This is a genomic window from Pontibacter silvestris (assembly GCF_020907275.1).
GTDB lineage: Bacteria > Bacteroidota > Bacteroidia > Cytophagales > Hymenobacteraceae > Pontibacter > Pontibacter silvestris.
In genome coordinates this window covers 35,533-49,877 of sequence record NZ_JAJJWI010000026.1, presented here as the reverse complement: position 1 = coordinate 49,877, position 14,345 = coordinate 35,533, and the positions used below count along the sequence as shown (strand labels likewise).

General features: G+C 45.8%; 11 protein-coding genes. 6 read left to right on the top strand and 5 right to left on the bottom strand.

The window, feature by feature from the left end; translation table 11 throughout:
• Positions 1–90: 90 nt before the first annotated feature.
• From LN995_RS18545 to LN995_RS18535, 3 genes are all read right to left on the bottom strand, one after another.
• Positions 91–546 (bottom strand): hypothetical protein, encoded by a 456-nt coding sequence (locus LN995_RS18545; protein WP_229962583.1) that lies wholly within the window; start codon positions 544–546, stop codon positions 91–93.
• Positions 547–634: 88 nt separating this feature from the next.
• The gene (locus tag LN995_RS18540) at positions 635–1,375 is read right to left on the bottom strand and encodes an SDR family NAD(P)-dependent oxidoreductase (RefSeq protein ID WP_229962582.1); all 741 of its coding nucleotides are present in this window, start codon (positions 1,373–1,375) and stop codon (positions 635–637) included.
• A 170-nt stretch (positions 1,376–1,545) separates the two neighbouring features.
• Positions 1,546–2,304, bottom strand: coding sequence for a tyrosine-type recombinase/integrase (locus LN995_RS18535; RefSeq protein ID WP_394801837.1), 759 nt, complete (start codon positions 2,302–2,304; stop codon positions 1,546–1,548).
• Between LN995_RS18535 and LN995_RS18530 the strand changes: the two genes are divergently transcribed.
• The 3 genes from LN995_RS18530 (at position 2,281) to LN995_RS18520 (ending at position 4,306) form a co-directional block, all read left to right on the top strand.
• Positions 2,281–2,463 carry a hypothetical protein gene (locus tag LN995_RS18530; protein ID WP_229962581.1) on the top strand — a complete coding sequence of 61 codons (183 nt, stop codon included), beginning with the start codon at positions 2,281–2,283 and terminating at the stop codon, positions 2,461–2,463. The genes LN995_RS18535 and LN995_RS18530 overlap by 24 nt on opposite strands.
• A gap of 790 nt (positions 2,464–3,253) precedes the next feature.
• A complete protein-coding gene (locus LN995_RS18525) occupies positions 3,254–3,640 on the top strand; it encodes a hypothetical protein (RefSeq protein ID WP_229962580.1) in 387 nt (128 codons plus the stop codon).
• A 240-nt stretch (positions 3,641–3,880) separates the two neighbouring features.
• The gene (locus LN995_RS18520; protein ID WP_229962579.1) at positions 3,881–4,306 is read left to right on the top strand and encodes a hypothetical protein; all 426 of its coding nucleotides are present in this window, start codon (positions 3,881–3,883) and stop codon (positions 4,304–4,306) included.
• Between the two features lie 302 nt (positions 4,307–4,608).
• Here the strand turns inward: LN995_RS18520 and LN995_RS18515 are convergent, their stop codons facing one another.
• On the bottom strand, positions 4,609–5,049 hold the full coding sequence (locus tag LN995_RS18515; RefSeq protein ID WP_229962578.1) for a hypothetical protein: 441 nt from the start codon (positions 5,047–5,049) through the stop codon (positions 4,609–4,611).
• Positions 5,050–6,241: 1,192 nt separating this feature from the next.
• Positions 6,242–9,925: a phosphoribosylformylglycinamidine synthase gene (gene purL, locus LN995_RS18510; RefSeq protein WP_229962577.1), complete on the bottom strand. Its 3,684-nt coding sequence runs from the start codon at positions 9,923–9,925 to the stop codon at positions 6,242–6,244.
• Positions 9,926–10,286: 361 nt separating this feature from the next.
• Here purL and LN995_RS18505 point away from each other — a divergent pair, with 361 nt between their 5' ends.
• The 3 genes from LN995_RS18505 to LN995_RS18495 all read left to right on the top strand — a co-directional run bounded on the left by LN995_RS18505 (position 10,287) and on the right by LN995_RS18495 (position 14,325).
• Complete coding sequence (locus tag LN995_RS18505; protein WP_229962576.1) at positions 10,287–10,481, top strand: hypothetical protein; 195 nt, start codon at positions 10,287–10,289, stop codon at positions 10,479–10,481.
• A 202-nt stretch (positions 10,482–10,683) separates the two neighbouring features.
• The gene (locus LN995_RS18500; protein WP_229962575.1) at positions 10,684–13,311 is read left to right on the top strand and encodes a gliding motility-associated C-terminal domain-containing protein; all 2,628 of its coding nucleotides are present in this window, start codon (positions 10,684–10,686) and stop codon (positions 13,309–13,311) included.
• Positions 13,312–13,314: 3 nt separating this feature from the next.
• Positions 13,315–14,325 carry a PorP/SprF family type IX secretion system membrane protein gene (locus LN995_RS18495; protein WP_229962574.1) on the top strand — a complete coding sequence of 337 codons (1,011 nt, stop codon included), beginning with the start codon at positions 13,315–13,317 and terminating at the stop codon, positions 14,323–14,325.
• The last annotated feature ends 20 nt before the right edge of the window (positions 14,326–14,345 follow it).

Sequence of the window (14,345 nt, the reverse complement as noted above, 5' to 3'; positions counted from 1 at the left end):
TAGTAAATTCCCAATCACGGCCAACGGCCTCGTGCAAACGGCGGCGGCGGCCGTCGGCCGAGGCTGGCGTTTGCACATTGTTGCCCGAAGTTATTTTTTCTCTACTTGTACTGAAATCCCATCTATGATTTTGTCCAGAACGTTTTTATCCTCTTCACTGGCATTTGTATAAAGTACTATGATGCCTAAAAAGTCCTCCTCCCGCCAGAAAAGATTTGATTTTCTAACTTTTCCTCTTCTCTTTTTCCCATTAATGGAGGTAACAATGTATTGTTTTCCAGTGAGTGCGGGAATCACATGAAGGCCACCGCAAATAATTCTAAGTTCTGCACCATTTTCAAGAGTGTAACTTTGAATAAACCCCTCTCCATACCAAAATACATTCTCTTTTTTGGATCCTTTTGGGAGATTGAATCGGAGAGTATCCTTAATATAAAGGCAGGGCAGTTCTATTTTATCGCTTCTTCCTTCCTTAATGGCTTGCGCATATGATAATGTTGGCAATAACATAAGTACCAGTATGAATGTGAGAAGAGCTTTTTTCATGTTTATAATTACGGGCAACGGCTTGTATAAACGGCGGCGAGGCCGTCGGCCGTGGTTGACGTTTATACGTTGTTGTGTGTAGATATTATTAAATCTTTAGTAATCCACCGTCCACAACATAGGAACTTCCAGTAACATAACTCGATTCATCCGATAGCAAAAATGCAGCAACAGCACCAGCTTCATCAGGTTCCCCAATTCGTTTTAGCGGTATGGTTTTAGCTAATTCATCTTCAAACTGCTGTCTTAATTCATCAGGTAATCCTGAACGAAGATTACTTTTTATAGGTCCAGGAATAAGTGAGTTCACTCTTATATTTCTTGGTGCAAGTTCAGTCGCCCAACACCGTGCCGCTGCTAAAATAGCTGCTTTAGTTGCTGAATATAATGACACAGATGACTGTCCTTCATATACTGCACTTGAAGAAGTTACTAAAACAGCTCCTTTGTTTTTAATATAAGGAGATAACGCTCCCATTTGTAGCATAGGGGTTGTCACATTCACTTTAAACATTCGGTCAATCATTTCTCTATCCATAGAACTAATATCTCCTCCTACAGCATAGGCAGCGTTTAACCAAAGACCATCTATTTTACCATATTCTTTTACTATTGAAACAAGCCGTTCTGGAGAGTCATTATCTTCTGCATTATCATTGACAACTATTACATCTTTTCCTAGTTTTTCCGCTGCTGATTTCAAATGTGATTCGGTTCGTCCTGTAATTATAACCTTTGCACCTTCTTTTATCAATATTTCAGCCCCTGCTAAACCTATTCCACTAGTTCCACCTGTTATCAGAATTGTTTTGTTTTCAAATCTTTTCACTTGTTGAATTGTTTTTTTATTTGCACACAACTATTGGATATGCGTAAACCTACGCTTATCTGCACTATGTACGTAGTTGCTGGAATGTGCTTTTGCACTTGTTTGCTGGATCCTGTATAATTGAATGATACGTACATGTTTGTATATATTTAAGCTAATATAGGTGTTAGCTAGAGATTATCCAACGGGCTGACAATTTTATCCAGAGCATGGGTAGTGATGTGGGTGTAGACCTCGGTGGTCTTGCTGCTTCGGTGGCCCAGCAGCACCTGAATGTAGCGCAGATCCGTTCCCTGCTCCAGCAAGTGGGTAGCAAAGGAATGGCGGAGCGTATGGGGTGTAGCGGGTGCTTTCACGCCAGCTTTCTCTTTGCTGGCCCTGAACACGCTGCGAATGCTTTCCACTGTGTACTGCCCGCCTGTCTGCCCTTCAAAGAGCCATACCTTCGGTTTATAGACTTTGTAGTAGGCTCGCAAACTTCCCAGCAGCTTTTGCGATAGCAGGGTGGTGCGGTCTTTCTTGCCTTTTCCGCCACGGATCAGCAATAGGTTGCGCTCCGACTGTACATCCGTAAGCTTCAGGTTAATCACTTCGCCAATCCTCAGGCCACCGGCATACAACAGCTGAAGCATGCAGCGGTGTTTTAAGTTCTCGGTCACAGACAGGATTCTGAGCACATCCTGCTTGCTCAGCACCTGGGGCAGGCGCTCGGGCTTCTCGGGCCGCTCCACCTGGTTCAGCTGCACCTCGTGGCGCAACAGCACCCGCTGGAAGTAGAACTTCACGGCGTTGATGGATTGATTGATAAAGGACACGGAATAAGTACCCGCCTGCACCATGCTTCTATGGTAGTGGTTGATCTGTTCTTCTGAGAAAGCATTTATCACATCCAGTCCCTTGTCCCTGTGCGCATTCAGAAAGCGAAGCAGCAGGCTGTGGTAGGTGCGAATGGTGCTAAGCGAGTAGTTGAGCAGAAACAGCTTTTCCAGGTAGGCAAGCGGGCAAGGGATATAGCCCTGGCCTTTCTGGTAGCTTTGTTTGGACTTGCTACATTTGACTGGAGGCTTTTAATAGGCAGATTTATTTAAAGTTCTAAATTTGACTATTATGGAAAGACGAGTATTCGACGCCTCATTCAAGCGGATGGCCATCAANNNGCCCTGGCCTTTCTGGTAGCTTTGTTCCCAAAGCCTGGCCTGCAGGGCCATGTCCTTGACTTGCATCGTTTGCGCCAGCCACAACTGTGCTACAGGCTCCAGTTCTGAGAGCAGCAAGTGCATAGACTTGCTTTCAGTGTTGATCACAAAGCACTGCATGTCTGAAAGCCAACGGGCCACCTGGCTTTGCTTCAGGCAAGAGTAGATCTCCTTACTGTATTGGTAGCTTAGTTGCACATAGGCCTTGCCTTGGTGCTCCAGGGGCTGCAGGCGTACCACAGGCCGTGCAGGCACCTTTTCCAGTGGTTCGGTTAACGCAGCACTTTCTTGCTGCAAAATGACCGTTCCTTGTGCTGGGCGCAGGCGCCTGGGTTTATATAAATAGCGGGTATCCACTTTGGCCAGCCCCTGGAAGTGCTGGTGCATCATCTCGATAGGCTGATTGCTATGGTGCATCACAAAGCACCTGTAGGTCTTGCTGTACTTGATCCAAGTAGCTTCTTTCAAGCGCCTGGAGATAAAGGGGTTCGGCTTGTGCCAGATGCGGATAAACGCTTTGCCCTCGTGCTCCAGCGGATTTAAGAACAAAACAGGTAGTTGATGAAGATAAGCCATGGCAAATAAGGAAGATACTGCCTGTAAAAGTAAAATCTTTCAAAGCCTTAGCCGCGTTTATACGCGAGTATACACGGATATACGCGCTTATAAACGCAGCTAAGGTATGAGCCACTCCAGAACATGCATCCAGTGCGGAACAGCCATTGTGGGCAGAAGCGATAAGCGCTACTGTTCTGATTCCTGCCGCCACCTGGCCAACAACGCGGTCAAGCAGCAAAACCAGCACGAGCGCAGGATTCTCCACATCAACGCCGCGCTCCGAAAGAACCGCAGCATCTTAAGGCAGCTCAGCCCGCAGGGCAAGACTACCATCCCCCGACAGTACCTGGAGCTGGCAGGCTTCGACTTCCGCTACCTGACCCAGGTCTACCGCACCCAGAAAGGAAACACTTACCACCTGTGCTATGATTATGGCTACCTGCTCCTGCCCGAGGAGAAGGTGTTGATCGTCAACTGGCAGCCCTACATGGACGGGCCTGGCAAAGGGTAGCTGTTCTGAAAATACATTCTTGCTTTTCTACAGAATAATGGCCTCTAAAATAGAGAGATCCCTGTGAAAAATCGAACCCCTGTATCTCCTCCTGCTACTAAGCAGAAAGCACTTTTAGCAAGCCCCCTTAAATCATGCCATAGGTAAGTAAGTACAGCACCTCCCTTCTTTATGTCATTGCATATTATACATTTCTATTAATGAGGAAGATGTCTACTGAAGATTACAAATTAGCCGATCATGAGAGATAAAGTAGGATTTGTAAAAACAACAGGTTGGTTTTCTCTGGTTGGCTTGTTTATACCTAGATTCATGGCAATTGAAATAATAGGATTACAATCACTGATTAGCTTGTTTGGGGTTGAGTGTGTGAATTCATTGAGTTTGCTCTGGAGTATTACAATTGCTGGAAGTGTAATATTGCCTGGGGTATTTTTCCGCTTTATTCAGAGGACATCTTTAGAAAGTGAGGCGCTAAGGAAGTGGCTAATTTTCTTCAACATAGTAGAGCCTTGCCTCACTCTTTACAAATGGTCAGGCACTATGAGAATGGATTGGAGTTTGTATTTACAGCTTGGTTTGCTATACCTATTTTGCTTTTTAAGCATTATCTATCAACAGGTACACAAAGCGAAGCTGGAAAAAGTGGATTCTGAACAAGAATAAGCGAGTAAGAGGAGGCGGAAGCGAACCTTAAACAAGCAAAGCTATAAAAATCATAGAGAACTTTTGCCAAGTACACGATTTCTGGAAAGGGTTCAAGCTGAATGGGAGAAGGATTTGCTCTTTGCTAAGCGAGGTAACGGCCCCATTGTGATCCTGTTCCACTTCACGTGTTACCGCAACTTAAGGAACTATTATCAGCAGCAGTTGTCGTGTATTACCGCTCCTACTTTCAGCACCTGCTCTCCTGAAAAAAGAGCCCGAAAACATCGTTCCCGAGCTTTTAGAAAAAAAGGTTAAAGAAGTTATTCTGCTCTTGTAAACTTATAGGTAGAAACACCTTTGTAAGTACCACGGGTAGATTCTCCCATTTTTTCGATCACCCACTCCATTTCTTCAGTGGTTAACTTTGTGATCTCGAAGGTGCCTTTGTCTTTGCCTTCTTCAGTAATAACGATGTAATCTTTACCATCAACTTCTGTTAGAACGTAGTCGGCAGTAGTTTCTCCCGGTGACATGAGCTTTCCGTTTGCCATGGTAACAGGGGCATTAGGGGTTTCATGTTCTCCATTGCCTGTATCTAGCTGGCCATCGTAATACTCCTCATAAATCAAGTCGGTGAGTATCCAATTACCTTCTACAAAATTAGCGGTAACAAGCTCAGAGAGCTCATCATCTTCCATGTCGCAACTTGTAAAGGAGGTGAGCAGACATAGGCATAAAAAGTAGGCTAGAATCCTTCTCATGTTCATGAAAGGAATTTTGAATTAGGGTTGAAAGAGGGTTGTTATAAATAAAATTCAATTACAAAAGTAATAGATGTTTTGCTGATGTGATTGAACTAAATTTGGATTATATAAAGTATTTGATTTGTTAATTAAGGCTTTTTAACGGGAGTTGGGTATAAGCAGCAAAAACAAGACTTTGCGAGCAAGAAAAGGCGGAAGCCAACCTTAAACAGGCAAAGAGCAAGTGCTAGAGATTGCCGCTCCTTTTCCCCGCACTGGTCTCCTGCAACAGGTTTGTGGAGCTGATATAAAATAGAGTGCTAACGAGTACTGTTTTGATCTTTAACTCTTGCAACGGAGGTTGTACAAACGGAACTGGACTATGGCATATACGACCTAATCCTGTCAAGAGAAAACAGCCTGCAGATAATTCCCGCACTCCGCGAAGTACCAAGAGTGTCCCCCTTCAGTTGCATTTAACCTCAGTAGCTTCGTTTACCAACCTATATTAAACTTTTGTTGAGCCTTACAACAAAGTAAACTTTATGTGGGTTTTGAGAACCTTTCTCATTTTCCCTATACAGCTAAAGAACGTAACTTGGGAATATAAATAGTTTAGAACAATATTGCATGAGCAGTGGGTGTCATATCTAACCTATATCAAGACCTGAGATGGCTTTACCTGACTACAGGACTTGGCGAACGGAAAAGTGGTGGGTTAGCGCATAGGCGGAGTTGAGTAGTGTAGCCGCTAGGTGAGTGCCTGTTGTTGTTACATTTTTTCCGTGGCGTGCCTGGTGGAGTTCAGAGAGCAACTGAAAAGTTTACCTGTACTACAAAGCATGGCAGGAAAGGTAAATTAGGCCATATTAGTTTACTTGGGGGGCGTTTACAGGAGAGAATATATTCAGCGCTAGGTACCTGTGCCAGTATGAGGAAAGACTTCCTCCAACAAAGCTCATCTGTCTAAGAAAAGTCCTACAGTAAATTGTTGCAATTCCAGTTTAAGCAGTTAAGAAGCTTGGAGTCAAAATGGACCTGTTAGCTTCCTGCTGTTAAGATAAACTGCAGTATCTGATTTGGTAGTAGCTGTAATTAGAAAGCCTCCTGCTTAAGAAGCAGATTTATCTGCACTTCTTACAGGAGGCTTTACTTCTATGTTATCCCTATATTGAGAGATACGTTATGCTATCAGTTAATCCCGCATCGATTATTTTCCGTTAGCTTCAAGCCACTTTCTTGCATTTACGAAAGCTTCCATCCAAGGAGATACTTCATCCTGGCGGCCTTTTGGATAATGTGCCCACTGCCATTGTAATAATGAGCGCTCGATGTGCGGCATCATTACCAGGTGGCGACCAGTTTCATCGCAGATCATGGCCGTGTTATAGTCAGATCCGTTCGGACATGCTGGATAAGTATCGTAAGCATATTTTGAAACGATCTGGTATTGATCCTCCGTGTGTGGCAAGCTAAAGCGCCCTTCACCGTGCGACACCCAAACACCAAGTGTACATCCGGCCAGGCTGGAAAGCATAACTGATTTGTTCTCATGGATTTTTAAAGAAGTAAAGATGCTTTCATGCTTTTGGCTCGCATTATGAAGCATTTCCGCCTTTTTATTATGCCCCATCGTGATGAAGCCTAACTCCACAAACAACTGACAACCGTTACAGATGCCTACCGATAAAGTGTCTTCACGGTTAAAGAAGTTTTCAATGGCTGTTTTGGCTTTCTCGTTAAACATAAAGGCTCCAGCCCATCCTTTGGCAGATCCCAAAACGTCTGAGTTAGAAAAGCCACCCACCGCGCCAATAAACTGAATATCTTCCAGGGTTTCCCTTCCGGAGATCAGGTCCGTCATGTGTACGTCTTTCACGTCGAAGCCTGCCATGTACATAGCGTTTGCCATTTCGCGCTCGGAGTTACTTCCTTTCTCACGAATAATGGCGGCTTTGATTCTTGGCTTAGAGTTATCAATCGCTGGCTTTTTGCCATCAAATCCTTCCGGGAATTTGTAGATCAGATCCTGCTTTTTATAGTTATCAAAACGCTCTTTTGCACTTTTCGGCCCGCTTTGTTTGATATCCAGCAGATAAGATGTTTTAAACCAGGTATCACGTAGTTGGGCAATGTCAAAGCTATATGCATCTGCACCGTTTTTTAACTCAAGAGTAGCCGAAGAAGTGCTTGTACCAATTCTGCGGAAAGGAACATTGTTCGTCTCTAAAACAGCTTCCACGTCTGCAGAAGCTTGAAACACCACTCCTATGTTTTCAGCAAAAAGCACTTTAATACTGTCTTCTTCGCCCAGAGAACTTAAGTCAATAGAAGCACCCAGGTTATTATCGGCAAAGCACATCTCCAGCAGGGTAGTAATCAAACCGCCACTGCCAATATCATGTCCTGCCTCAATTTTACCTTCTTTGATCAAGCCTTGCAATGTGTTGAAGGTGTTCTTGAACAGTTCAGCGTTTGTAACATCCGGAGTTTCGTTTCCGATTTTGTTTACTACCTGCGCAAAAGACGAACCGCCTAACTTAAAGGCATCATTGGAAAGATTAATATAGTAGATGTTACCACCGTCGCGCTGCAACACTGGCTCCACTACCGCACGTACATTGCTGCAATTGCCACCAGCTGAGATAATGACAGTACCAGGAGCAATAACTTCCTCGTCTTTATACTTCTGCTTCATCGAAAGCGAGTCTTTGCCAGTCGGGATGTTGATGCCCAAGGCAATGGCGAAATCTGAACAGGCTTCCACCGCTTTGTATAAACGAGCGTCTTCTCCTTCGTTTTTAGAAGCCCACATCCAGTTGGCAGAAAGCGAAACGCTTTGTAATCCATCTTTCAAAGGAGCCCAAATAATGTTCGATAAAGACTCACCAATAGCGTTGCGGCTACCAGCTGCGGGGTCAATCAGTGCTGAAATTGGAGCATGACCAACGGAAGTAGCAACACCCTCTTTGCCCTGGAAGTCTAAGGCCATTACACCACAATTGTTCAGCGGCAATTGCAACGGACCGGCGCATTGCTGTTTTGCCACGCGACCACCCACGCAACGGTCTACTTTATTCGTAAGCCAATCTTTACAGGCTACGGCTTCTAACTGTAAAACCTGCTCCAGGTAAGTATAAAGCTGGTTCTTATCATAAGTTACTGGCTGATATGATCTGTTGACTGTCTTGTCGTTCATCACCACTTTTGGCGAGCTACCAAACATGTCGCTCAACTCCAGGTCCATCGGTTTCTGGCCAGTAGTAGCTGATTCAAAAGTGAAGCGATGATCTCCGGTAACATCACCCACGGTATACATCGGAGAACGTTCACGATCCGCTATTTTTTGCAGGGTAGCGATGTCTTTTTCTCCTATCACCAATCCCATACGCTCCTGCGACTCGTTTCCGATTATCTCTTTGGCAGAAAGGGTAGGGTCACCTACAGGCAACTTATCAAGATCAATTTTACCGCCAGTTTCTTCCACTAATTCAGAAAGGCAGTTAAGGTGGCCACCGGCACCATGGTCGTGAATGGAGACAATGGCATTATGCTCGCTCTCTACCATGCCGCGAATAGCATTTGCCGCACGCTTCTGCATCTCAGGGTTGGAGCGCTGGATAGCATTCAACTCAATACCTGAACTGTGTTGGCCTGTGTCAGCAGAAGATACTGCTGCACCGCCCATACCAATGCGGTAATTCTCACCGCCAAGTATAACAATCTTATCGCCGGTTTTCGGGTGCTGTTTCTGCGCCTGACTTGCTTTGCCGTAGCCAACGCCACCGGCCAGCATAATCACTTTGTCGTAGCCCAGTTTTCTTGGGGCCTCCACCGCGTCAGCTTTTTCGTCGTGCTCGAAGGTTAAAACAGATCCAGTAATCAGAGGCTGTCCGAACTTGTTGCCAAAATCAGTTGCGCCGTTTGAGGCCTTGATCAGGATATCTATTGGCGTTTGGTACAGCCAGTTTCTTTCCTGCGTTACCTTCTCCCAAGGGCGGTCTTTTTCCAGGCGCGAAAAAGCGGTCATGTAAACAGCTGTTCCTGCAAGCGGAAGCGCTCCCTGGCCACCAGCCAGTCGGTCTCTGATTTCTCCACCAGAACCGGTAGCTGCACCGTTAAATGGTTCTACTGTAGTCGGGAAGTTATGTGTTTCTGCTTTGATGGATATGACTGATTCAAAATCGCTTGTCTGGTAGAAGTCAGGCACATCGGCACGTTTAGGGGCAAACTGCTGCACCACTGGCCCTTTAATAAAGGCAACGTTATCTTTATAAGCCGAAACAATGTCGTTCGGGTTTGCTTCAGATGTTTTACGGATAAGTTTGAACAGCGAACTTGGTTTTTCTTCGCCATCAATCACAAACTTGCCATTGAAGATCTTATGGCGGCAATGCTCCGAATTTACCTGCGAGAATCCAAATACTTCGGAATCAGTCAGCGGTCTGCCTAGTCTCTCGGAAAGCTGGTTTAAGTACTCAACCTCTTCCTCGCTAAGCGAGAGCCCTTCCTGCTTATTGTATGCTGCAATATCCGTAATTGGCAGCACAGGCTCCGGCTGAATATTGATCGTGTAAAGCTCCTGGTTCAGGCCATCATATTTTTGAGAAAGCATGGGGTCGTAACCCGTAAAATCTTCTGCAACTACTTTAAACTCTTCGATGCGGATAATCCCCTGGATGTCCATGTTCTGCGTAATCTCCACGGCATTGGTACTCCAGGGCGTGATCATGGCAGCGCGAGGACCAACAAAGAATCCACTTAGCGTAGTTTCCTGCTTTAGTTTGGCATCGCCGAAGAGCCATTCAAGTTTAGAAATATCGGTTGAACTTAGTTCCTGCTCGGTTTGTAGAGCGTAAACTGTATCAGGCTGGCTAAAAAAGAAGTGAAGCATGCTTAGTTTTTTTCAGGCCACAAAGTTACTGTTTAAATTTTAAAAATTGGCTATATGTGCTTTACGCATCAAGACATTTCTACTTGCCTCGTCCTGAAAAATACTGACAAAAATGTCTCACAAAATGGGGCACAAAGCATTGGGAGTCTTGTAAAGGAGTGAAAACAACTTTTTACCAACATGAACAGGTCATGCTACTACTGCGGCAATGCGAATATAGTCAAAAATGGAAAAAACTACAACGGCAGAGCAAGTGCAAAGATTGCTCCCGGCAGTTTGCCTTTGAGCGGCAGAACCGAAGCCTGAGCCCAAAGCAGAAAAGCCCCCCTAGCTGCTCCTGCAGGAGGGGAGCTGCAGGCTCATGAAAACTGCTGCCTACCACCTCCCCCGCTACGATGATATGAGTGTGAGAGTGATGAGTTGTGGAGCTAATAAGCAGGTGATATCTGCTTCTAGGCAATACTGGCTGAGAGGCACAGAGCCTCAGGCAAGAAGAAAGACACCAATCATACCGAAAGGTTCTTCTGCACACTCAGGCAGGGATAATCAAGACTAGTGAAAAAGGTACTGTCTTTCTTAAAAAAGCTCGACAGGCACCTAATGACTATCAAATTCTTTGTTCCTAAGTACAACTTTTCATTACTTTTATAGGAGGAGTACCAAAAGTCATTTAAATCAAAAACACATAATACAATAGAAATATAATATAATTCTTATATTGGCTTTAATTTACTTTTTCCCATTTTAATTAATCAAGGATGAGGCTACGTTTACTGCTATTATTCCTATTCCTGATTTCATGTGCCCGTGTCAGCGCATCACATTTAGCGGGAGGTGACTTTGAGTTACAGCATCAGCAAGGCTACAATTACAGACTGATCCTTAACCTATATTTTGATGAAATAAATGGAAATCCAAATGCAAGAGACCCCAGCATAACTGTTAAAATATTTGAGAAGGGCACTAACAAAGTGGTAAGAACCGCTTTTCTGCCGCTGCGGTCCCTCACAAGCCTAAACTATGCTAATATAGCATGTACTACCGGTGAGTTAAAAACATCCAAGTTGATTTATTATCAGGACATCATGCTTGAACCCGAGACATTCAATCACCCTGACGGGTACTATGTCGTATGGGAGCGCTGCTGCCGTAATGGCTCTATAAGTAACATCGCATCACCAAGCACTGCCGGGCAGACATTTTACATGGAGTTTCCGGCAGTGGCCCAAAATGGGAAGTTCTTCCAAAACTCCTCCCCTGTTCTTTCTGCTCCTATAAGCGACTATGCCTGCGTGGGAGAGGAATTTTCATACAACTTTGCCTCCACGGACCCAGATGGCGATGAGGTGGTATATGATTTAGTGACACCACTCAATGGTAATTCCTCATCCAGTAATCCTTTAATTGACCCACTCCCGGGGCCTTACCCTGAGGTACCCTGGCTTCCTGGGTACAGCACCAACAATCAGATCATAGGTACGCCTCCCCTAGCTATCGACCGCAGTACCGGTAGGCTCACTGTGACACCTAGTTTTAAAGGCTTGTTTATTTTCGGTATACGTTACCAGGAGTTCCGTGACGGGGTGAAAATCGGGGAGGTAAGAAGAGACTTTCAGCTGCTGGTGAAAGACTGTCCGAAGAACAACTTACCAATCATTTCTGCTCAAGGAATCGGGGGCACCGGCATGTATAAGGAGGGGGAGGTACTGCACGTAAAGCCTGAAGGCCCTCGATGCTTTCAGCTTTTTCTCACGGATCCTGATAAAAACGAGAATCTTTCCCTGAAGGTCGAGCCTGTTAATTTTACGCAGCAAGGGTACAGCCTCTCGGGCCAGACCAGCGGAACTATCAACACAGGAGTTCTACAGGACACTTTGACTGCTTCCATCTGTTTCGATGAATGTTTCGATTCAGATGGTAAAACCTATTTGATGAATATGATTGTGAGCGACTTTGGCGACAACGGGTGCGGACTACCAAAAAGGGATACAGTCAGCATTGGGTTTATAGTGGAGCCTGCCCCTGACCAACCGCCGGCACTCTCTTTTTCAAACCAGCAAAGGGTCTTTGAGCTATATGATGGAGATGATCTAACCTTTGACGTGACTGGAACAGACCCTGACAATGATCAAGTTACTATTTCGCTCCAAGGTGATGGCTTTGATATGAACACCCAGAACGTTCAATTTCAGCAGGCAAGCGACAAGGGACGGGTAACAGCTCCATTCAACTGGCCAATAGACTGCAGGGCAAATCAGGCGCCGACATACCGACTTAAGTTTACAGCCACCTCTGTAGTCTGTGGGAAAACCGTTAGCCGCTCTGAAACTATCGAAGTCAGGATAAAAAAAAGAACTTTGGCTAACAACATTATTTCATCTGAGCAGGTTATTTGCTATGGTAAGGTACCCGCCACACTGGTTGGAAGCCTGCCTGCAGGCGGAAACGGCTCATATAAGTATGTGTGGGAAGTAAGCACGACCAACAGCCAGACAGGATTTAACGCTGCCCCTGGCGACAATACCAGCCAGTCATTCTCGCCTCCTGCTCTTATGCAGACCTCCTGGTTCAGGCGGGTTAGCATTTCTGGCTCCTGTGATGAACTGGAGCATACAAGCACCCCGGTTAAAATCACCGTTAACCCACTGCCCGACTTACCCATGTTAAAGGGGGCATCCATATGCCCAGATGCAACAGCTTCCCTACAGGCTACCTCATCCGCAACAGGTGTAGCTTTTGAATGGTATGACCATCCGGCCGGAGGAAATCTGTTGCATAGAGGTCCTACTTTCCAAACGCCACCACTAGTTGCTAACACCTTATATTATGTCCAGACAATTAACAGCAGTGGTTGTGTAAGTGGCTCCAGAGCAGAAGTAACAGTGGAGGTTCAACCATCTACGGCTGATGCGGGTAAGGACTCCACTATTATACAAGGTAAGCATGTGGTGCTTAGGGCTAAAGGCGGTATTACCTACCAGTGGTCCCCCACAACAGGCTTATCCGATCCTTCCATTCCCAATCCCATTGCTACCCCTCAGAAGACCACTACATATAGGCTAACGGTCTCCTCAGCCACCGGCTGTGTCTATACAGATGAGGTAACCATTACGGTGCTGCCCCGCATACGTCCAGCCGATGCCATTACCTTTAACGGCGATGGCATAAATGATACCTGGTACATCAAGAATATTGAGTACTACCCCCAATGCACTATTCAGGTCTTTACCCGCTGGGGAGCCAAGGTGTTTGAGTCAGTGGGATACGGCATACCGTGGGACGGCACCGACCATGGCAAAGAACTGCCTATGGCTGCCTACTACTACATCATTAAACTGGATAGCAGGGAAAAGCCGGTTGCTGGTAGCATTACTTTAATCAAATAAGGTATGAAAGCACTCCTACTGCTACCGTTCCTCTTCTTTCTGTGCTGTAAGGTGTCTGCCCAGCAGCATCCTCAGCTCACACAGTACATGCAGAACAATTATCTTGCTAACCCGGCTGTGGCGGGTGTAGAAGATTACGGGGACGTGCGAGCGGGGTTCCGTAGCCAATGGGTGGGCCTGGAGCGGGCACCAACTACCTTTTACATGAGCATACATGCTGCCCTCAATAAAAATGACAGAAATGTAACGCCGTTGAGGTTACAGCATAGGCGTGTTCACTCGAATAGCACTGTAAACAGGAATAACCGTTTTTACAGAAAGCCGCACCACGGGGCAGGGGCCATCGCGCAGGTGGACATGGCAGGTATGATCCGTGCTTCAACCCTCAACCTAAGCTATGCCTATCATCTGCCCCTTACCCAGAGAGCAACGCTGTCTGGCGGGGTATCTGCAGGCTTTACCCAACTGGCGGTTAACCATAGCTTTTTTTTACAGACACCAAACGACCCTTTACTTTTTGGGGATACAGGAAACCTGCTGCGAACAAACCTTGGTCTGGGCCTGTGGCTATACGGGCAGGACTACTATATAGGCATTTCCGGTACTCAATTACTGGGCGGCGGCATCAAGAAACCTGATGCCGCTCAGCAGGGGCCACGAGCCTTGCTACAGCCACATTATTATTTCACGGGAGGCTACCGTTTGCAGGTTTCCCCCGGTTTAACTCTGACACCGTCTGTCATGGCCAAAGCCGCGGCAAACGGGCAAACAGCGGTTGATTTAAACTTGAAAGCACTGTATGCCCAGCGCTTTTGGGCCGGAATATCTTATCGCCATAAAGATGCCATGGCAGGGATGGTGGGAGTTTACCTAAATCACCTGCTGGACGTAAGCTATTCCTATGACTTTGCTATCTCTGAAATGAGCAGCATAAATAGCTCTAGTCACGAAGTAGTGGTAGGTCTCAAGTTCAACAACCCTAGTAAGATAGTGTGCCCTAAGTACATGTGGTAAAACTCCATATGCCTTGTCAT